The 20,266-nt window shown below is 72.5% G+C and carries 17 protein-coding genes and 2 tRNA genes; 15 read left to right on the top strand and 4 right to left on the bottom strand.

The features are described from left to right. The 12 genes from dnaA to AC0VX4_RS00060 all read left to right on the top strand — a co-directional run bounded on the left by dnaA (position 1) and on the right by AC0VX4_RS00060 (position 12,840). Positions 1-1,548 (top strand): chromosomal replication initiator protein DnaA, encoded by a 1,548-nt coding sequence (gene dnaA / locus AC0VX4_RS00005; protein ID WP_065572740.1) that lies wholly within the window; start codon positions 1-3, stop codon positions 1,546-1,548. 782 nt (positions 1,549-2,330) lie between these two features. Beyond that, positions 2,331-3,446, top strand: coding sequence for a DNA polymerase III subunit beta (gene dnaN, locus AC0VX4_RS00010; RefSeq protein ID WP_049161451.1), 1,116 nt, complete (start codon positions 2,331-2,333; stop codon positions 3,444-3,446). A 21-nt stretch (positions 3,447-3,467) separates the two neighbouring features. Next, complete coding sequence (gene recF, locus AC0VX4_RS00015; RefSeq protein WP_475464427.1) at positions 3,468-4,682, top strand: DNA replication/repair protein RecF; 1,215 nt, start codon at positions 3,468-3,470, stop codon at positions 4,680-4,682. After that, entirely contained in the window at positions 4,675-5,238 is a 564-nt protein-coding gene (locus tag AC0VX4_RS00020) for a DciA family protein (RefSeq protein WP_475464428.1), read from the top strand. Before recF ends, AC0VX4_RS00020 begins: the two co-directional genes overlap by 8 nt. A gap of 368 nt (positions 5,239-5,606) precedes the next feature. Further along, on the top strand, positions 5,607-7,757 hold the full coding sequence (gene gyrB / locus AC0VX4_RS00025; RefSeq protein ID WP_475464429.1) for a DNA topoisomerase (ATP-hydrolyzing) subunit B: 2,151 nt from the start codon (positions 5,607-5,609) through the stop codon (positions 7,755-7,757). 65 nt (positions 7,758-7,822) lie between these two features. Continuing rightward, positions 7,823-10,519: a DNA gyrase subunit A gene (gene gyrA, locus AC0VX4_RS00030; protein WP_475464430.1), complete on the top strand. Its 2,697-nt coding sequence runs from the start codon at positions 7,823-7,825 to the stop codon at positions 10,517-10,519. Further along, a complete protein-coding gene (locus AC0VX4_RS00035; protein WP_049161422.1) occupies positions 10,516-11,016 on the top strand; it encodes a DUF3566 domain-containing protein in 501 nt (166 codons plus the stop codon). Before gyrA ends, AC0VX4_RS00035 begins: the two co-directional genes overlap by 4 nt. A gap of 100 nt (positions 11,017-11,116) precedes the next feature. Beyond that, a tRNA-Ile gene (locus AC0VX4_RS00040) sits at positions 11,117-11,190 on the top strand. 58 nt (positions 11,191-11,248) lie between these two features. Beyond that, entirely contained in the window at positions 11,249-11,410 is a 162-nt protein-coding gene (locus tag AC0VX4_RS00045) for a hypothetical protein (RefSeq protein WP_010079767.1), read from the top strand. Between the two features lie 11 nt (positions 11,411-11,421). Then, positions 11,422-11,494: transfer RNA gene (locus AC0VX4_RS00050), tRNA-Ala, on the top strand. A 252-nt stretch (positions 11,495-11,746) separates the two neighbouring features. Continuing rightward, entirely contained in the window at positions 11,747-12,535 is a 789-nt protein-coding gene (locus AC0VX4_RS00055) for a queuosine precursor transporter (RefSeq protein WP_475464431.1), read from the top strand. Between the two features lie 77 nt (positions 12,536-12,612). Next, positions 12,613-12,840 (top strand): amphi-Trp domain-containing protein, encoded by a 228-nt coding sequence (locus AC0VX4_RS00060; RefSeq protein WP_475464432.1) that lies wholly within the window; start codon positions 12,613-12,615, stop codon positions 12,838-12,840. Positions 12,841-12,873: 33 nt separating this feature from the next. On the opposite strand, the gene AC0VX4_RS00065 is transcribed toward AC0VX4_RS00060, so the two are convergent. Beyond that, entirely contained in the window at positions 12,874-13,521 is a 648-nt protein-coding gene (locus tag AC0VX4_RS00065) for an MBL fold metallo-hydrolase (protein ID WP_144825027.1), read from the bottom strand. 215 nt (positions 13,522-13,736) lie between these two features. Further along, complete coding sequence (locus tag AC0VX4_RS00070; protein ID WP_475464433.1) at positions 13,737-14,972, bottom strand: hypothetical protein; 1,236 nt, start codon at positions 14,970-14,972, stop codon at positions 13,737-13,739. A gap of 186 nt (positions 14,973-15,158) precedes the next feature. Here AC0VX4_RS00070 and AC0VX4_RS00075 point away from each other — a divergent pair, with 186 nt between their 5' ends. Together AC0VX4_RS00075 and AC0VX4_RS00080 are read left to right on the top strand one after the other, a co-directional pair. Then, the gene (locus AC0VX4_RS00075) at positions 15,159-15,689 is read left to right on the top strand and encodes a peptidylprolyl isomerase (protein ID WP_010079725.1); all 531 of its coding nucleotides are present in this window, start codon (positions 15,159-15,161) and stop codon (positions 15,687-15,689) included. A 176-nt stretch (positions 15,690-15,865) separates the two neighbouring features. Further along, the gene (locus AC0VX4_RS00080; protein WP_060775352.1) at positions 15,866-16,642 is read left to right on the top strand and encodes a rhomboid family intramembrane serine protease; all 777 of its coding nucleotides are present in this window, start codon (positions 15,866-15,868) and stop codon (positions 16,640-16,642) included. 157 nt (positions 16,643-16,799) lie between these two features. Here the strand turns inward: AC0VX4_RS00080 and AC0VX4_RS00085 are convergent, their stop codons facing one another. Further along, positions 16,800-17,105 (bottom strand): cell division protein CrgA, encoded by a 306-nt coding sequence (locus tag AC0VX4_RS00085; protein WP_060775353.1) that lies wholly within the window; start codon positions 17,103-17,105, stop codon positions 16,800-16,802. Positions 17,106-17,261: 156 nt separating this feature from the next. Here AC0VX4_RS00085 and AC0VX4_RS00090 point away from each other — a divergent pair, with 156 nt between their 5' ends. Further along, complete coding sequence (locus tag AC0VX4_RS00090; protein ID WP_002858195.1) at positions 17,262-17,915, top strand: anthranilate synthase component II; 654 nt, start codon at positions 17,262-17,264, stop codon at positions 17,913-17,915. 44 nt (positions 17,916-17,959) lie between these two features. Here the strand turns inward: AC0VX4_RS00090 and AC0VX4_RS00095 are convergent, their stop codons facing one another. Continuing rightward, a complete protein-coding gene (locus AC0VX4_RS00095) occupies positions 17,960-20,257 on the bottom strand; it encodes a protein kinase domain-containing protein (RefSeq protein WP_206407445.1) in 2,298 nt (765 codons plus the stop codon). Between the last annotated feature and the right edge of the window lie 9 nt (positions 20,258-20,266).

The following is a 20,266-nucleotide window of genomic DNA, read 5'->3' on the forward strand; positions in this document are numbered from 1 at the left end:
GTGGTGGCAGACCAGGCCGTGCTCAGCTCGTGGCGCTCCGTCGTGGGCTCCCTCGAGGACGACGCGCGGGTCAGCGCCCGCCTCATGGGCTTCGTCTACCTGGCCCAGCCGCAGGGCCTCATCGGCAACACGCTCCTGCTGGCCGTGCCGAACGAGACCACCCGCGAGACGCTCCAGGGCACCCAGGTGGCCGACGCCCTCACGGACGCCCTGACCAAGGAGTTCCGCGAGGAGATCCTGCTGGCCATCTCGATCGACGCGAACCTGCAGCCGCCGCGGACCCCCTCCTCCGAGGCCCGCCGCTCCTCCCTCGCCGGCGGGCCGTCCGGCGCCGCGGCGCCGGACGTCGAGCTGCCCCCGGCCGCGACCGCCGCCACCTCCCGCCGCGCCGTCGCCGAGGAGCTGCCGGGCTTCCGCATCGAGCCGCCGGCCGACGTCGTGCCCGCCGCGACCGCGGCCCCGAGCGGGAACGGCAAGCCGACCCCCGCGCCGCCGTCGACGTCCGCGGAGACCAGCCGCCTCAACGACCGCTACCACTTCGAGACGTTCGTGATCGGCTCGTCCAACCGGTTCGCGCACGCCGCCGCGAACGCGGTGGCCGAGGCGCCGGCGAAGGCGTACAACCCGCTGTTCATCTACGGCGAGTCCGGCCTGGGCAAGACGCACCTGCTGCACGCGATCGGCCACTACGCCCGCCGCCTCTACCCGGGCCTGCGGGTGCGGTATGTGAACTCGGAGGAGTTCACCAACGACTTCATCAACTCCATCCGCCACGACGAGGGCGCCTCGTTCAAGCAGGTCTACCGCAACGTGGACATCCTGCTGATCGACGACATCCAGTTCCTGGCGGACAAGGAGGCGACGGTCGAGGAGTTCTTCCACACCTTCAACACGCTCTACAACAACAACAAGCAGGTGGTCATCACCTCGGACCTGCCGCCCAAGCAGCTCTCCGGGTTCGAGGACCGGCTGCGCTCCCGCTTCGAGTGGGGGCTGATCACGGACATCCAGCCGCCGGACCTCGAGACGCGCATCGCGATCCTCCGGAAGAAGGCGGAGGCCGAGGGGCTTGTGGCCCCGCCGGAGGCGCTGGAGTACATCGCCTCGCGCATCTCCACGAACATCCGCGAGCTCGAGGGCGCGCTGATCCGCGTGACCGCATTCGCCTCGCTCAACCGGCAGACCGTGGACATCGAGCTGGCCGAGCATGTGCTCAAGGACCTGATCACGGACGAGACGGCGCACGAGATCACCCCGGAGCTGATCCTGCACGCCACGGGGGAGTACTTCAATCTGACCCTCGAGGAGCTGACCAGCAAGTCCCGCACCCGCACGCTGGTGACGGCGCGGCAGATCGCCATGTACCTGCTGCGCGAGCTGACCGAGATGTCCCTGCCCAAGATCGGTCAGGTCCTGGGCGGCCGCGACCACACCACCGTCATCCACGCGGACCGCAAGATCCGCGAGCTGATGGCCGAGCGGCGGACGATCTACAACCAGGTCACCGAGCTCACCAACGAGATCAAGCGGAAACAGCGCGGCGCCTGAGCCACCCGCTGTCCCACCCTTGGGCGCCTGAGCCACCCGCTGTCCCACCCTCGAGTCCCGGTTCGAACCTTCGACCGGGACTCGACCCTTCTTCCACATTGTCCACCGGTGTGGACAACTCTGTGGAGAACCCCCGGTGCTGTGGACAACCTCCGCCCCTGTGGATGGCGGAATCAGGCCGCTCACGCCGCGTCCACACCCCTGGGGACGACGACGGTGCACAGGCTGGTGAATCACACGGGTGTCATTCGGTGGTCCACATGTATCCACAGATCTCCACAGCTGAAAACCGCATGATCTCGCGGGTTTCGACGGGTGTGGACGCGCCCTGTGGACAGGAATGTGGACAACTGGGGGGTGGATCCGGGGATGAGTCTGGACAACTCCGGTCGACCCTGTGCAGAGCGGGGCGAGGAGCTCCGGGGCTCGTCCACACCGGATGCACACCCCGAACGAGCGGGCGTCCACACGGTTCCCCCAACCGGATCCGCATGCTGACGCGGCAGAACGGCGTTCTCCACAGGATCCACACCCGCTACCACTCCTTCTGATCCCTCTGGAGAGATTCCGCCAAGCAACATCATCTCCGCGGCCCCGCACCGCGTGGAGCACCTCGAGTGCCCGGGCTGCGCCCGAGCGCTCAGAATCCTTGGAATCACACGCTTGTCATTCGCTTCCGACCTGACACCGTCCGCGCGGACCGCCTATGCTGAGGCCCGCGTGTCGCCGTTCCCCCCGGGCCCGCAATCCCCGTCATCACCCCCAGAGAGGCAGTGCAGCTCGTGAAGTTCACCGTCGAACGCGACATCCTCACCGACGCCGTCTCCTGGGCCGCCCGCTCCCTGTCCCCGCGCCCGCCGGTGCCGGTGCTCTCGGGCCTGCTGATCACGGCCGAGGCCGGCGTGGTGTCCATCGCGAGCTTCGACTACGAGACCTCCGCGCGCCTGGAGATCGAGGCGGACGTCGAGACCGCGGGCCAGGTGCTCGTCTCCGGCCGTCTGCTGAACGACATCGTCCGCTCCCTGCCGCAGGCCCAGGTCACGGTGGAGCTCGACGGCGGCAAGGTGCTCGTCACCTGCCGCTCCTCCCGCTTCTCCCTGGCCACCATGCCCGTCGGCGACTACCCGGCCCTGCCCGAGCTGCCGGCCCCCGCAGGCACCGTGGACGGGGCCGCGTTCGCCCACGCCGTCGCCCAGGTCACCGTCGCCGCCTCCAAGGACGACACCCTGCCGATCCTCACCGCCGTGAAGGTGGAGATCGAGGGCGACACCATGACCTTCCTGGCCACGGACCGCTATCGGCTGGCCATGAAGGAGATCCGCTGGACCCCGGCGGACCCGTCCATCTCGACGTCGCTGCTCATCAAGGCGCGCACGCTCACCGAGGTCGCCAAGTCCCTCGGCTCCGGCGGCGACCTGGAGATCCTGCTCGGTCAGACCGCCGACCTCGTGGGCTTCGCCTCCGGTGGCCGCCGCACCACCTCCGTGCTCGTGGACGGCGAGTACCCCAAGATCCGCTCGCTCTTCCCCGAGTCCAGCCCCATCCAGGCCGTGGTGGACACCGCCGCCCTGGTCGAGGCGTCCCGCCGCGTGGCCCTCGTGGCCGAGCGCAACACCGCCCTGCGCATGGTGTTCACGGAGGGCCAGGTCACCCTGGACGCCGGCACCGGCGACGACGCGAGCGCCAACGAGTCCGTGCCGTGCACGCTCGAGGGCGAGGACATCACCGTGGCGTTCAACCCGTCCTACCTCTCCGAGGGCCTGGCCGTGGTGGACCAGCCGCAGGTGCGCTTCGCCTTCACGTCCGCGCCCAAGCCCGCCCTGCTCACCGGCGTGAACCAGGAGGACGGCGTCGTCTCCGACTACCGCTACCTCGTGATGCCGGTGCGCATCGCCTGACGCAGGGGGCCGGACGCTCCCGTGTACCTGTCCCACCTCACCGTCGCGGACTTCCGGTCCTACAGCTGGGCCGACCTGGAGCTGACGCCGGGGTCCACGGTGCTGCTCGGGGCCAACGGGGTGGGCAAGACCAACCTCGTGGAGGCGATCGGCTACCTCGGCGCCCAGCAGTCCCACCGGGTCAGCTCGGACGCGCAGCTCGTGCGCTTCGGTCGGGACCGGGCCCGGATCGCCGGGCGCGTGCACCGCGGTTCCCGCACCGTCGCCCTCGAGCTGGAGATCCTGCCGGGCCGGTCCAACCGGGTGACCATCAACCGCGGCGCCCCCGTGCGGGCGAAGGAGGGCCTCGGGATCCTGCGCACCGTGGTCTTCGCCCCGGAGGACCTGAGCCTCGTGACGGGGGAGCCGGGTGGGCGCCGTCGTCTCCTCGACCAGCTCATGGTGCAGCTGCGTCCGGCGCTCGGCGAAGCCGCCGCCGACTACGAACGCGTGCTGCGCCAACGCAACGCCCTGCTCAAGTCGGGCCGCGGCTCTCGCCGCTGGGGCCCCGAGGAGGACGCGACGCTCGCCGTCTGGGACGAGCACCTCTGCGCCGCCGGCGCCCGCCTGCTCCACGGCCGCCTGCACGTGCTGCGCCTGCTGGCCCGCCCCCTCCAGGAGATGTACGCGGCGCTGACCAACGGCTCCAAGGCGGCGGCCTACGCCTACGAGTCCACCGTCCCGCTGGCCCGCGGCACCCACGCGGAGGTCCCGGCCGTGGCGGACCTGGCCGCGGACATGCGCCGGACGCTCGAGGCCCAGCGGGAGGAGGAACGGGCACGGTCGCTCACCCTGGTGGGCCCGCACCGGGACGAGCTCGCCCTCTTCCTGGGCCCGGCGCCCGCGCGCGGCTACGCCTCCCACGGGGAGACGTGGTCGCTGGCGCTCGCCCTGCGCATGGCGGCCTACGACGTGCTCGTGGCCGACGACCCGGACCCCGACGCCCGGCCCGTCCTGATCCTGGACGACGTGTTCGCGGAGCTCGACGCCGCCCGTCGTCGCCGCCTCGCCGCGCTCGTCCACCGGGCCGAGCAGGTGATCGTCACGGCCGCCGCGCTCGAGGACGTCCCCGAGGAGCTCACGGCCCACCGCGTGCTCATCCGCCAGGACGCGGAGGGCTCCGAGGCCGTGGCCGCCGCGGCCCCCGTGGAGGGCGACATCCGCGAGCCCCGGCGCGAGGGCGGGGCCGATGGCTGAGACCCCCGCCCCGTTCGAGCCGGACCGGCCGGACCTGGCGCTCGTGCAGCTGCGCCGGGCCCGCGAGGCCGCCCGGGAGCGGGGCGAGGCGCCGCTGCGGGCGCGGGGGACGGGCGCGGGCCTGGCCGGGGCCATGGCGGGCACGACGTCGGCCGGCCGGGAGCGGCAGGACCGTCGGCGCCCGTTCGGGGGTGCGGACCGGGACCCGGCCACGGTGTCCACCGTGTTCGGCCGGCTCATCCGCGACCGCGGCTGGTCCACCCCCGTGGCGGTCGGCTCCGTGCTCACCCGCTGGGCCGAGCTGGTGGGGCCGGAGATCGCGCTGCACTGCCGCCCGGAGAGCTTCGAGGACTCCGTGGTGCGGGTCCGCACGAGCTCCACCGCGTGGGCCACGCAGCTGCGCCTGATGAGCCCCGTGCTCCTGCAGCGCTTCGACGAGGCGCTCGGGCCCGGCGTCGTGACCCGCATCGAGGTGGCGGGGCCGCAGGCCCCGAGCTGGCGCAAGGGGCCGCGCACCGTGCGCGGCGGCCGGGGGCCGCGCGACACCTACGGCTGAGTCCGCGGCCACCCCGCGCCGCCCGACGAGGTCCCGGACACCGCGAGGCCATGGGCGCCGCTCTGGCGCGCTCACAGGGTCGGTGACGGCCCGGGAGGCATGGGCGGTCTCCCGCGCGCGTCCTGAGCCGTGTCCCTGGCCGCTGAGCGGGTGTTCTCCCGCGGCGGACCCCCGTCGATGCGGGCCCTCGGGGTGTCAGGCGGTACACTGGGACCAGTGAGAGGGGGCCGGCCGTCGTCCGTCCCCCGCCCCCGTGGAGCTGCGGGAGCGTGTCGCGTGCCGGTCCTGTCCGGGCGGCGTCGCGCGCCCGCGCGCGGGTCGACCCTGCCGCCGACGTCCGAGGAAGTGAGCCACCCGTGGTTGACGCCATGCCCGAGAACCCCGCGGAGGAGCCGACCGCCGCGTCGGCCGCGCCGAACCCGGAGGCCGTGCCGGACGCCGTCGGGCAGCCCGAGGCCCCGGTGAAGGACCGGAAGGTGCCCGGTGAGTACGGCGCCAGCGCCATCACCGTGCTCGAGGGCCTCGAGGCCGTCCGCAAGCGCCCCGGCATGTACATCGGCTCCACCGGCCCGCGGGGCCTGCATCACCTCGTGTACGAGGTCGTGGACAACTCCGTGGACGAGGCGCTGGCCGGCTACGCCACCGGCATCGACGTCACGCTGCAGGCCGACGGCGGCGTGCGCGTGGCGGACGACGGCCGCGGCATCCCCGTGGACCTGCACCCCACCGAGGGGAGGCCGACCGTCGAGGTCGTCATGACGATCCTGCACGCCGGCGGCAAGTTCGGCGGCGGCGGCTACGCCGTCTCGGGCGGCCTGCACGGCGTGGGCATCTCCGTGGTCAACGCGCTCTCCCGCCGCGTGGACACCGAGGTCCGCCGTCAGGGGCACGTGTGGCGCATGTCCTTCGCGGACGGCGGCGTGCCCCAGGGCGAGCTGGTCAAGGGGGAGGCCACGGACGCCACGGGCACCGTGCAGACGTTCTACCCGGACGCGGAGATCTTCGAATCGATCGAGTTCGACTACGAGACCCTGCGCGCCCGCTTCCAGCAGATGGCCTTCCTCAACAAGGGCCTGCGCATCACCCTCACGGACGAGCGCGTCCAGGAGTCCAACGAGGTCGTCGACGACGAGATCGCGGGCGAGGGCGCCGCCGGCGAGGACGTCGCGGAGAACGGCCTGGCGGAGGACGCGGAGCAGGAGCCCCAGCGCCGCTCCGTCACCTACCTGTACGAGAACGGCCTGCTCGACTACGTCCAGCACCTCAACTCCGCCAAGAAGGTCGAGTACGTCCACGACGACGTCATCGCCTTCGAGGCCGAGGACGCCTCGGACGGCCGCTCCATGGCCGTCGAGGTGGCCATGCAGTGGACCTCCGCCTACTCGGAGTCCGTGCACACCTACGCGAACACGATCAACACCCACGAGGGCGGCACCCACGAGGAGGGCTTCCGCGCCGCGCTGACCTCCCTGGTCAACCGCTACGCGCGGGAGAAGGAGATCCTCAAGCCCAAGGAGGACAACCTCTCGGGCGAGGACATCCGCGAGGGCCTGACGGCCGTGATCTCCGTGAAGCTCTCCGAGCCGCAGTTCGAGGGCCAGACCAAGACCAAGCTCGGCAACTCCGAGGCCCGCGGGTTCGTGTCCAAGGCGGTCACGGACCACCTCGGCGACTGGTTCGAGCGCAATCCGGGCCCGGCCAAGGAGATCATCCGCAAGGCCATCATGGCCTCGCACGCCCGCCTGGCTGCCCGCAAGGCCCGGGACAACGCGCGCCGCAAGTCCCCGCTGGAGTCCTTCGGCATGCCCGGCAAGCTGGCCGACTGCTCCTCGAAGGACCCCGAGCGCTGCGAGGTGTACATCGTGGAGGGCGACTCCGCCGGCGGCTCGGCCAAGCAGGGCCGCAACCCGGAGACGCAGGCCATCCTGCCGCTGCGCGGCAAGATCCTGAACGTGGAGCGCGCCCGCCTGGACAAGGCCCTCGGCAACGCCGAGATCCAGTCGATGATCACGGCGTTCGGCACCAACATCGGCGAGGAGTTCGACATCTCCAAGCTGCGGTACCACAAGATCGTGCTCATGGCGGACGCGGACGTGGACGGCCAGCACATCACCACGCTGCTGCTGACCGTCCTGTTCCGGTACATGCGCCCGCTCATCGAGGCCGGCCACGTGTTCCTCGCGCAGCCGCCGCTGTACCGCATCAAGTGGTCCAACGCCCCGCACGACTACGTGTTCTCGGACGAGGAGCGCGACGCCGCCGTCGAGGCCGGCCTGGCCAAGGGCTGGCGCTACCCCAAGGACAACGGGGTGCAGCGCTACAAGGGCCTGGGCGAGATGAACTACCAGGAGCTGTGGGACACCACCATGGATCCGGAGCACCGCACCCTGCTGCAGGTGACCATGGAGGACGCCGCCGCCGCGGACGCCGTCTTCTCCATGCTGATGGGCGAGGACGTGGAGTCCCGCCGCAGCTTCATCCAGCAGAACGCCAAGGACATCCGCTTCCTGGACGTCTGAGCCGGACCCGCAGACCTGCCTGAGCCGACCACCTCCCCGCCTGAGGGGAGCACGAGAGGACCCGCGTGAGCGACGAGACCACCCCCCAGACCCCGGACGAGCCCGTCGAGGGCGCCCCGACCCCGGGGACCCCGCAGACCGGCCTGGACATCGAGGTCGAGCACTACGTGCTCCCCGAGGGCGCCGCCGACAAGGTCGAGCCCGTCGACCTCGAGTCGGAGATGAAGCGCTCGTACCTGGACTACGCGATGGCCGTGATCGTCGGCCGCGCGCTGCCGGACGTGCGCGACGGCCTCAAGCCGGTGCACCGTCGTGTGCTCTACGCGATGTACGACGGCGGCTACCGCCCGGACCGCGCCTTCAACAAGTCCGCCCGCGTGGTGGGCGACGTGATGGGCAACTACCACCCGCACGGCGACACCGCGATCTACGACGCCCTCGTGCGCCTCATCCAGGACTGGGTCCAGCGCTACCCGCTGGCGCTCGGCCAGGGCAACTTCGGCTCCCCGGGCAACGACGGCGCGGCCGCCCAGCGCTACACCGAGACCAAGATGGCCCCGCTGGCCATGGAGATGGTCCGGGACATCGACGAGGACACCGTCGACATGCAGGACAACTACGACGGCAAGCAGCAGGAGCCCGTCGTCCTGCCCTCCCGGTACCCGAACCTGCTGGTCAACGGCTCCTCGGGCATCGCCGTCGGCATGGCCACGAACATCCCGCCGCACAACATGCGCGAGGTGGCCGCGGGCGTGCAGTGGTACCTCGAGCACCCCGAGGCCACCCGCGAGGAGCTGCTCGAGGCGCTCCTGGCCCGCGTGCACGGCCCCGACTTCCCCACGGGCGCCCAGATCCTGGGCCGCAAGGGCATCGAGGAGGTCTACCGGACCGGCCGCGGCCCCATCACCATGCGGGCCGTGGTCAACGTGGAGGAGATCCAGGGCCGCACGTGCCTCGTGGTCACCGAGCTGCCCTACATGACCAACCCGGACAACCTCGCCGCGAAGATCGCGGAGATGGTGCGGGACGGCAAGATCAACGGCATCGCGGACATGCGCGACGAGACCTCGGGTCGCACCGGCCAGCGCCTGGTGATCGTGCTCAAGCGCGACGCCGTGGCCAAGGTGGTGCTGAACAACCTCTACAAGCACACCGAGCTGCAGTCGAACTTCTCGGCGAACATGCTCGCGCTCGTGGACGGCGTGCCACGCACCCTGTCCCTGGACGGCTTCGTCCACCACTGGGTGAAGCACCAGATCGACGTGATCGTGCGCCGCACCGCGTTCCGCAAGCGCAAGGCCGAGGAGCGCGCGCACATCCTGCGCGGCCTGCTCAAGGCGCTGGACATGCTGGACGAGGTCATCGCGACGATCCGCCGTTCGGCCTCGGCGGACGTGGCCCGGGAGGCCCTCAAGGACCTCCTGGACATCGACGACGTCCAGGCCCAGGCCATCCTGCAGATGCAGCTGCGCCAGCTCGCCGCCCTGGAGTCCCGGAAGATCCAGGACGAGTACGACGACCTCATGGCGAAGATCGCCGAGTACAACCGGATCCTGGAGTCCCCGCAGCGTCAGCGCGAGGTCATCTCCGAGGAGCTCGCCGAGATCGTGGCCAAGCACGGCGACGACCGCCGCACCGAGATCATGGCCGGCTTCGACGGGGACATGTCCATCGAGGACCTGATCCCCGAGGAGGAGATGGTCGTCTCCATCACCCGCGGCGGCTACGTCAAGCGCACTCGGATCGACCAGTACCGGTCCCAGGGGCGCGGCGGCAAGGGCGTGCGCGGGGCGACGCTGCGCGGCGACGACGTCGTCGAGCACTTCCTGACCGTGTCCACGCACCACTGGCTGCTGTTCTTCACGAACTTCGGCCGCGTGTACCGCATCAAGACGTACGAGCTGCTCGAGGCCGGCCGCGACGCGAAGGGCCAGCACGTGGCCAACCTGCTCGCGTTCCAGCCGGACGAGCGGATCGCCCAGATCCAGCCGCTCGTGGACTACGGCCGGGCCCCGTACCTCGTGCTCGCCACGCGCGGCGGCCTCGTGAAGAAGACGCCGCTGCTGGACTACGACACGAACCGCACCGCCGGCCTGATCGCCATCAAGCTGCGCGAGGGGGACGAGCTGGTCTCGGCCCGCGTGGTCTCGCCCGACGACGACCTCATCCTGATCTCGCACAAGGGCCAGTCCCTGCGGTTCACCGCCACGGACGAGGCGCTGCGTCCCATGGGCCGTGCGACCTCGGGCGTGACCGGCATGAAGTTCCGCGACGACGACTCCCTGCTGACCATGGACGTGGTGGAGGAGGACGGCTACGTCTTCACCGTCACGGACGGCGGCTTCGCCAAGCGCACCCACGTGGACGAGTACCGCCTGCAGAACCGCGGCGGCCTCGGCATCAAGGTCGCCAAGCTCGTGGACGACCGCGGCGAGCTCGCCGGCGGTCTCGTGGTGCGCGAGGACCAGGAGGTCCTCGTGGTGATGGCCTCGGGCAAGGTGGTGCGCTCCGCCGTCGCCGGCGTGCCGGCCAAGGGCCGCGACACGATGGGCGTGATCTTCGCCAAGCCGGACAAGCGGGACCGGATCGTCGCCGTCACCCTGAACAACGAGCAGGAGATGGAGGCGAAGGCGGACGCCGAGGCCGAAGCGGGGCCGGATGTACCCTTGGACGCAGACATCGACCCGACCGACCCCGTAGCCGCACCGGAGGACGTCCTGACGCAGGACGCCGGTGAGGGTGCAGACGGAGGAGAGCAGTGAGCACGTCCGCGTCGTCGCGTCCCGGCCAGGGACGGAGCACCGGGAAGGCCGCCGGGCCGCGGTCCGGCCGTCCGGTGCGCAAGGCCAGCGGGTCCTCGCAGGAGGACCTGGTCCGCGCCGTCCCGAAGGCCAAGGTGCGCCGCGCCCGCCTGGTGCTGACCCGGGTGGATCCGTGGTCCGTGCTGAAGCTGGCGTTCCTGCTCTCGGTGGCGCTGGGCATCCTCACGGTGGTGGCGGCGGTGGCGCTGTACTCGCTGTCCGACGTCCTCGGGATCTTCGACAGGGTCAACGACGTGATCGGCACTGTGCTCGGCTCTGAGGCCGGGCGCTACACCGTGGCGTCCCTGGCCCCGCTGAGCACCGTGACCTCGCTGGCCACCGTGCTGGCCGTGGTCAACGTCATCCTGCTGACCGCCCTGGCCACCCTGGCCGCGCTGCTCTACAACCTCTGCGCGAGCCTCGTGGGCGGCATCGGCGTCACGCTGGCGGACGACTGAGCCGACCCTCGCCGACGCCCCGCGCGGATTTGCGCGGGGCGTCGCCGTTCCTGTACAGTTATCTCCTGTTGTGAACGGCGTCAGCCGTGACCGACGGTGAGGGCGTATAGCTCAGGCGGTTAGAGCGCTTCGCTGATAACGAAGAGGTCCCAAGTTCAAGTCTTGGTACGCCCACTCCCACCACACAGAGCCCCGGTCCGCTGGGGCTCCGTTCGTCTCCGGAGGTCTTCCCATGGGTCGACTGGCACGCGTGGCCCTCGTGGTCGGCGCCGCGGCAGCCGCCTATGGGGCGCGTCTCTGGCGGGAGAACAGTGCGGGGAAGGACGTCTGGGCCACGGCCACGGACGACCTGCCGGAGGACGCGGACGGCGTCGAGCCGGCACCGGAGGACTGACCGGTCCTCACGGGGGCATGGCGCAATTGGTAGCGCACCTGCTTTGCAAGCAGGGGGTTAGGGGTTCGAGTCCCCTTGCCTCCACCGATGAAGGGCCCGGGAGTCGTGAGACCCCCGGGCCCTTCCGCATGTCCGGGGTGGCCGCCGGCGCCGGCACCGTGGGCAGAAACCGGCGACCCGGGGGCTCCTGGGGCACAAACCGCAGGACTTCGGGCCCCGTGGGCAGAAGAGAGGGCGTTTCTGCCCACGGAAGGACGGGCACGGCCTGCCCCGACCCCCCGCCGCCGGACCCGCCCACCGCGCCCGTCGCCGTCGTGCGTGGTGTTGGATGGTCCGGTGAACACCACCATCGAACCCCAGCCCCCCGTCCGGCCCGCCTCTGGGCAGGGCACCCCGGCCTACGCCCGGGTGCCCGCGAGCTACTACGACATCTTCGTGGGCGTCTTCATCGCCCTCCTCATCCTCTCCGGCGTCACCGCGGCCAAGCTCTTCTACGGCCCCACCGTCCCGGTCGTCTCCGACCTCTTCTACGACGGCGGCCCCCTCATCTTCGACGGCGGCGCCTTCCTGTTCCCGTTCGCGTACATCGTCGGTGACATCCTCGCCGAGGTGTACGGCTGGCGCCGGGCCCGCCGGGCCATCGTCCTCGGCTTCGCGATGCTCGTGCTCGCCGCCCTCACCTACACGGTGGTCTCCTGGACCACGCCCGTCGAGGGCTTCGAGGTGTGGGACCAGGCCCTCGCGCCCATGCTGCGGATCACCGTGGCCGGCTTCGTCGCGTTCCTCGTGGGCTCCCTGCTCAACGCGTCCATCGTGGTCCGCCTCAAGGAGCGCATGAAGGAACGGCACGTGGCGTTCCGGCTCATCCTCTCCACCGTGGTCGGCCAGTTCTTCGACACCCTGATCTTCTGCACCATCGCCTACGCCGGCACCATCTCGCTGCTGGAACTGGCGAACTACACGGTGACCGGCTTCGGCTACAAGACGCTCGTGGAGATCCTCATCGTGCCGGTGACCCTGCTCGTCATCCGCGCCCTCAAGCGCCGGGAGCCCACCTACCGGGCACCCGGCTTCGAGATCCACCGCGACGAGAACCCCGCCGTCGCCCCGCCCGCGTCCCGCTGACCCGCACGGGCCCCGGCGTCGGCCGCGCCGGGGCCCGTCCGTCGCGCGCACCCCGCCCACCGACTACCGTCGGTGCCATGGGCAAGGACCTCTTCGAGCACGAGCAGCAGCAGACCCTCAGCCGCGAGCAGGCCGCCTCACGCCTGCGCGACCTCGCCGACCAGCTCTCCCGGCAGAACGAGGTGCGGATCGAGCACGGCGGCCGCGACGTCGTCGTCACCGTCCCGGACCGCGTGGGCCTCGAGGTGGAGCTCGAGGTCGAGGAGGGCGGCGACGCCGAGCTGGAGATCACCCTCAGCTGGTGACCGGCCCCGGGCCGGCCGCCGCCTCCCCGTGCCTCAGAACGTCCAGGGCTCCCCGGGGGCCAAGCGCCGGTAGTCGGTCACGCCCTCGGCGAGCCCCGAGAGCACCCCGTCCACCACGCCCTTGCCGTCCTCGCTGAGGATGCCGTCGTGGATGGGGCGGGTGTGCGTGGCCGCGATGGCCCGCATCTGGTCCACCACGTCCGCGATGCGCAGCCACGGTGCCGCGGCGGGCAGCAGGAGCACCTCGACGTCGGCGTCCGGCACCGTGAACGAGTCGCCGGGGTGCAGCACGGCCCCGTCCACGAGGTAGGACACGTTGACCGGGCGCGGCACCTCGGCGTGGATCACCGCGTGCTCCCCGCCGAGCACCTCCACCCGGAAGCCGGCGGCCTCGAACGTCTCCCCGGGGACGGCCGTGTGCACTCGCCCGGCGTCGAGTCCCGCCTCCGCCAGCGGACCCGTGAGGTCCCGTGGCGCCCACACGTGCGCCTCCGTGCCGGCCACGGCCCTGGCCAGCTGCTCGGGGACCACGTGGTCCGGGTGGCCGTGCGTCACGAGGACGGCGTCGGCGCCGTCCAGGACCGCCGCGTCGCTGAACGCGCCGGGGTCGAACGCGAGGCGTCGGCCGGCCTTCTCGAGGCGGACGGCCGAGTGGCCGAAGAGGGTCAGGGTCGTGCTCATGCGGATCACTCCTCCGCCCGGCGTCGGGATCCCGGGCAGTCCCAGCCTCCCGCGTGCTCCCGGCGGCGGACAAGGCCCGCGCCCCGTTCGACGGCCGCCCACCGGGCCCCGCCCCGACCGGCCCCCGGACGCGCGACGGCCCGCGCCCCTCGGTCCTGCCGAGGATGCGCGGGCCGGGCGCCGTCCGCTGCGCGCTCAGGGCGCGGGGAAGCGAGTCAGCGCTGCTGCCCGGGCTGGACGCCCAGCACCTTCGCGTTGGCAGCGGCCACCGGGTCCGGGGCGGCGGTGTCCACCCGCACGCCCTGGCCCGCCGCGGCCGAGCCGGCCTCGGCCACGACCTTCTGCTGCTGGGCGTAGGGGTTGTTCGCCTCCACCACCGGGATGTTCGCGGTGATCGGGCCCGGGACCGGGGCGGTCCACGGATCCTGCACCGGCTTGGTCAGACGCCACAGGGCGTAGCCGGCGCCGGCCGCGGCGGCCGCCATGCCCGCGACGATCCAGGCGCGGCCGCCCGAGCGAGAGGCCCGGCGACCGGCGGCACGGTTCAGGTCCTTCTCGGCCGCGCCGGCGTACTGCTCGGCACCCTTGCGCAGGCGCTTCACGATCGCCTTGTCCCCGGTGAGCTTGATCAGCGCCTGCTCCAGGGCGTCCGGGACCTCGACGTCGTGGGCGGTCTTGCGGGCGTGCGCGGCGCCGTCGGCCAGGCGGGCGGCGGCCACGGGGAGGACCTCCTCCTTGCGGCGCTGGGCGTAGTCACCGGCGTCGGCCAGGCGGGCCTGCACCTGCGGGGCCACCTTCCCGCCCTGCTCCTGCAGCGCGGACAGGCCCGTGGCGAGGAGACCGGCGAGGGTCAGGCCGCCCGCCGCGGCGGCGTCCTTGGCCTGGCCGGCACGGTCGCTGAACAGGGCGGCGGACCGCTGCGCGTCCTTGCGGGCGCCCTTGGCGGCCCTCTTCGCGTCCTTGCGCAGGCCCTGGGCGGCCTGGCGGCCGTCCCGGCGCAGCTGCTTGGCCTTGCGGCCCCCACGCCGGCGACCCTTCTTCGCGGCCTTCTCGGCGTCCTTGCGCGCGGCGGCGAACTGCTGCTGCACGTCGTGGCCGGCGTCCTGCGCCTGGGCCTGCAGGTGCTCGAGGAAGTCCTGGACGGTGTCCACACCCTTGGCGACGGCGGGGGCCAGCAGCCCGTACTGGTGCGCGACGGCCTCGCCGGCCTTCCGTGCCCCGCGCTCGACGACGGGGCCGTACTCCTTCTTGGCGTCCTGGGCCTTGCGGCGGCCCTCCTCGGCCGCGGCGGAGCCGCCGATCAGCCCGTAGGCCGCGGCCACCTCGCTCCAGGCGCGGGTGGACTCCACCTTCGGGGCGGCCCAGTGGCGCAGGTTCTCCGCCTGGCGTGCGACGAACGTGTTCGTGCCGCCGTCGTGCTGGATCTCGTCGTGCAGGGTCTTGCGAGCCATGTGATGCCTCCCGTGGGTTCTGGATGGTCGTTGAACGCGGTGGTCCTCGAGGGCCAGCCTAGTGGCCGACCCCCGCAGTGGCACGGGTCCCGGCACGCCGGGAGTGCGTACGCCGATCGCGGAAGATCCCGACCCCGGACGGCGGGATCCGGACGGCCCGCCGCCGCGGATGGAACAATGGGGCGCATGGCGAACAAGACGCACACCGCGACCATCCACACGAACCACGGCGACATCGTCGTCGAGCTGTTCGGCAACCACGCCCCGAAGACCGTGAAGAACTTCGTGGGCCTCGCCACCGGCGAGCAGGAGTGGACCCACCCGCAGACCGGTGAGAAGAACAACGGCGCCCCGCTGTACTCCGGCACCGTGTTCCACCGGATCATCAAGGACTTCATGATCCAGGGCGGCGACCCGCTCGGCATGGGCATCGGCGGCCCCGGCTACCAGTTCGGCGACGAGATCCACCCCGAGCTGCAGTTCGACCGCCCCTACCTGCTGGCCATGGCCAACGCCGGCCCCGGCACCAACGGCTCGCAGTTCTTCATCACCTCCGTGCCCACCGGCTGGCTCAACGGCAAGCACACCATCTTCGGCGAGGTGAAGGACGAGGCCTCCCAGAAGGTCGTGGACGAGCTCAACGCCGTCGCCACCGATCCCCGTGACCGCCCGCTCGAGGACGTCGTCATCGAGTCCATCGACATCGACGAGGCCTGAGTAGCCCCTCGGTGAGCACCACCCCCTCTGACCCGCACGGCCCGGACTCCGCGGACGGCACACCCCCGGTGTGCCCGCGGCACCCGGGCCGTGCGGCGTATGTGCGCTGCGCCGTCTGCCGGCGCCCCGCGTGTCTCGACTGCCAGCGTCCCGGCTCCGCGGCCGGACCGGTCTGCGTGGACTGTGCGTCCGGCGTCGTGGCCGGCCCCGCTCCGACGGCGGCCCCCGCCGGCGCCGCCGCGTCGGTCCCGGCCCGACGGCGGACGGGCTTCGCCGCCTCGCCCGTCACCTGGATCCTGCTGGCGGTCACGACGGTGGTCTACGCGGCGCAGTGGATGACCCGGGATCAGGCGTCCGGCGTGACCGAGGCGCTCTGGTACGCCGGGCTCTACACGTCCCCGTACGGCATGGAGCCGTGGCGGATGGCCTCCTACGCGCTCGTGCACGACGTCTCCGGCCCCACACACCTGCTGCTGAACATGCTCGCGCTGTGGGTGATCGGGCGCGTGCTCGAGCCCGCGCTGGGCTGGTGGCGGTTCCTCGCCCTCTACGTGCTCTCCGCCGTGGGCGGTGCGGTGTTCGCGCTGTGGGTCTCGGACCCGCTGCAGCCCGTCGTCGGGGCGTCCGGCGCCGTGTACGGCATGTTCGCGGCCCTGTTCCTGCTCACCCGGGTGCGGGGCGGGCAGGTGCGCTCGATCGCCGTGCTGATCGGCCTGAACCTCGTGTTCTCGTTCCTGCTGCCCGGGGTGGCCTGGCAGGTGCACGTGGGCGGGCTGCTGACGGGCGCCGTCGTCGCCGTCGTGTTCTCCCTGGCCGGCGGGCTGAGCCCCGGCCGCGCGCGCGTGCCGTCCGTGGGCGCCCAGGTGGCCGGCCTCGTGGTCGTGGCGGCGGCGCTGGCGGCGCTCACGGTGCTCGGCGCCGCACGGGTCACGGTGGCCGGCCTGCTCGGCTAGGCCGCCGTCCCCGGAGTTCTCCACAGGCGGGTGTGCACTTCTTCCCACAGGGGTGTCCACACCTGTGGACAACTCCGGGGACAACTCGTCTCCGGGCCGGATCGTGCGGATCCCTCATCCACAGGGTTGTCCACCGCTGTGGAGAACTACACGCGTGTCATTCGCTCCAGCGGGACATCATCAGGAACCCGACGAGCGCGAGGCCGAAGCCCACGAGGATGTTCCAGCCGCCGATCTGCACGATCGGGAAGAGACCCTGGGTCAGGTAGTAGACGATGATCCAGAGCAGGCCGAGGATCAGCAGGCCGAACATCACGGCCTTGTACCCGGGGGAGAGGGGCTTCGGACCCGGGCCCACGTCCCCGAGGTCCGTTCGCACGGCGGAGCGGCTGCGGCGGGCGGCCTCGAGCTCCTCGCGCTTCCGACGGGCCGAGTCCTTGCGCTTGCCGGCGGGTGCTGCCACGGGTCTTCTCCTCGGGTGGGGGGTGGTGGGCGCCCCCACCGGCGGAGACCGGGGCGGGGACGGTATCCTGCTGACCTGCCCAGGACCGGGGTCAGCGACATGCCCGGCCAGTCTATGCACCCCGCTCCCCCGCGGCGGGGAGGAAAGAGCGCCCCCGTGCAGAGCCCCGAGGTCTCCGTCCTCGTCGTCGACAACTACGACAGCTTCGTCTACACCCTGGTGGGCTACCTCGAGCAGCTCGGGGCCCGCACCACCGTGATCCGCAACGACGAGGTCACCCCCGCCCGCGCCCTCGAGCTCGCGGCCGAGCACACGGCGGTGCTCATCTCGCCCGGGCCGGGCGCGCCCGCCGACGCCGGTGTCTCCCTCGACCTCATCCGCTCCGCCGCCGACGGCGGCCGCCCGCTCTTCGGGGTGTGCCTGGGGCACCAGGCCATCGCGGAGGCGTTCGGCGCCACCGTGACGCACGCGGAGTCCCTCATGCACGGCAAGACGTCCCTGGTCCGCCACGGCGAGCACCCCATGTTCGAGGGCGTCCCCTCGCCGTTCACCGCCACCCGCTACCACTCGCTGGCCGCCGTGCGGCCCACCGTGGACGAGGCGGTCCTGGAGATCACCGCCGAGACCGAGGACGGCGTCGTGATGGGACTGGCCCACCGCACCGCGCCCCTGTGGGGCGTGCAGTTCCACCCCGAGTCCGTGCTCACCGAGGGCGGCTACCGGATGCTCGGCAACTGGCTCGAGTCCGTGGGGCTCTCCGGGGCCGCCGAGCGCGGTGGCCGGCTCTCCCCCCTCGTCCGCCAGGACTGACCGGCCCGGGGCCCGGTTCGCGGGTCCGACGGCGCCCCGTCCGCTCAGGTGGACGGCGGCGGATCGATCGAGGGCTCGGGGTCCGGCGTCAGTGTCGGCAGCGGGTCCACCGGCGTCGCGGTGGGCGACGTGCTCGTCGGCTGCCCGGTCGGCTCCGACGGGGCCGCCGACGTCGGCGACGGGCTCTGCGTCGGCGACGGCGTCTCGGTCGTCGTCGGCTCGGGGCTGGGCGTGGCCGAGGCGGACGGCGAGGGTGACGGCTCCGCGCTCTCGGAGGGCTCGGGGCTCTCCGTCGGCGGGGGGCTCGGTGACGCGGACGCCGACGGCGTGGGCTCGGGCGCCGCGCTGGACGGCGGGGCCGGCTCGGAGGGCTCGACCGTGGGCGCGATCCACGAGGAAGCCGTCAGGGTCAGGGAGGAACGGTTGTCCACGCGGACGCCGGCGGGCGGATCCTGGGCCACGACCGTGCCGGTGTCGGTGGTCGCGCCGTCCTCGTCCTGGATCCGCACCCGCAGCTCGGGGGCGCTCAGCGCCAGCTGACGCCGCGCGTCCGGAGCGCTCATCCCCACCACGTCCGGCACGGCGACCATGCCGCTGGACAGGTGCAGCACCACGGAGGAGCCGGGCGGCACGTGCGTGCCCATCGCGGGGTCGGTGCGGGCGAGCAGCCCGCGCTCGAGTCGGCCGTCGTCCTGGTACTGCACGGAGGAGACGCGCAGGCCCAGGCCTTCCAGCTCACGGCGGGCCGCGTCCTCGGACAGCCCGTGCAGGGAGTCGGGCAGCGCGATGCCCTCCTTGCCGCGAGACACCCGGATCCGCACCTCGGCCCCGCGAGGCACCTCCGTGCCCGTCGGCGGGTCGCTCTGGGTGACGGTCCCGTCCGGGGCGTCGGCCATGTACGCGGACGAGGCGATGGCCACCAGGCCTGCGTCCTCGAGCGCCGCGACCGCCTCATCCTGCTGCAGCCCCACCACCGCGGGCACCACCACCGTGGTGCGCAGGGCCGCCGCGAGCCACGGCGCCAGGACCAGGGCCAGCGCCACCAGGACCACGCCGGCCGCCAGGAGCGTGCGCCGGCGGAGGCGCCGGCGGACGCGACGGGGTGTGGCCGTCGCCGGTGCCGGCGTGTCCCCGGGCGCCGTTTCGGGCCGGGGCGTCGCGGCCGCACCGGGCGCACCCGGCGTCACGGGCTGGCCGGCCGTCACCGGGCGGGGACCGTCCATGGCGGCGGCGGCGGCCAGCTGCGCGGCCGAGGCGGCGCCGGGCAGTCCCGCACCCGCGACGGCGTGGTTCGCCGCCTGGGGCTGTGCGGTGTCCGGCTCGGCCGGGACGGGGGGTGTCGGCCGGGTCAGCGGGACCGCGGCCGTCGGCACGTCGGCGTCGTCGGCCCCGTGCTCCGCGGCCGCGGCGCCCGGCACCGCGCCGCCCGCGCCGACGAGGGCGGGAGGGACGCCATCGTGCGGCGGGGTGTGATGGCCGGGGCCGGCGTGCGGATCCGCGGCGGCCTCCTCGAGGGCCGCGAGGAACGCGGTGCCCGTGGGGAACCGGTCCTCCGGATCCTTGCGCAGGGCGCGCAGCACCACGGGGTCGAACGCGGGCGGCAGGTCGGGGTCGACGTCGGAGGGCGCCGGCGGCTCCTCGCGCACGTGCTGGTAGGCCACGGCCAGCGGCGTGTCACCCGTGAAGGGGGGTCGGCCCGTGAGCAGCTCGAACAGCAGGCAGCCGGCCGCGTAGAGGTCGGCGCGGCCGTCCACGGTGCGGCCCGTCGCCTGCTCGGGGGCCAGGTAGAGGGCCGTGCCCACCACGGCCTGGGTCTGCGACGTGGTGGCGGAGGTGTCGGCCAGCGCATGGGCGATCCCGAAGTCCATCACCTTCACGGCGCCCGTCTCCGTGACCATGACGTTCGCGGGCTTCACATCGCGGTGGACGATGCCCTCCTCGTGCGCGTGCTCGAGCGCTTCCAGCACGCCCCGGGTCCAGGCCACGGCACGGTCCGTGCCCACGGCGCCCTCGGCGTGCAGGATCTCCCGCAGCGTCCGGCCGGAGACGAGCTCCATCACCAGGAACGGGCAGTCCACCGGATGGAGGCCGTCCTCGAGGGAGACCTCGCCCGTGTCGTACACCGAGACGATCGAGGGGTGGTTCAGGGAGGCCGCCGAGCGTGCCTCCTTGCGGAAGCGCGCCTGGAAGTGCGGGTCGCGCGCCAGGTCCCGGCGCATCAGCTTGACCGCCACCGGGCGGTGCAGCCGCAGGTCCTCGCCGCGGAAGACGTCCGCCATGCCGCCGCGCCCGATCAGCTCACCGATCCGGTACCGCCCGTTCAGGGTCCTCTGCTCGTCCACAGACACGTC

The organism is Micrococcus sp. 63XJN7_8_ISO-PGPR-S23-253, assembly GCF_056173425.1.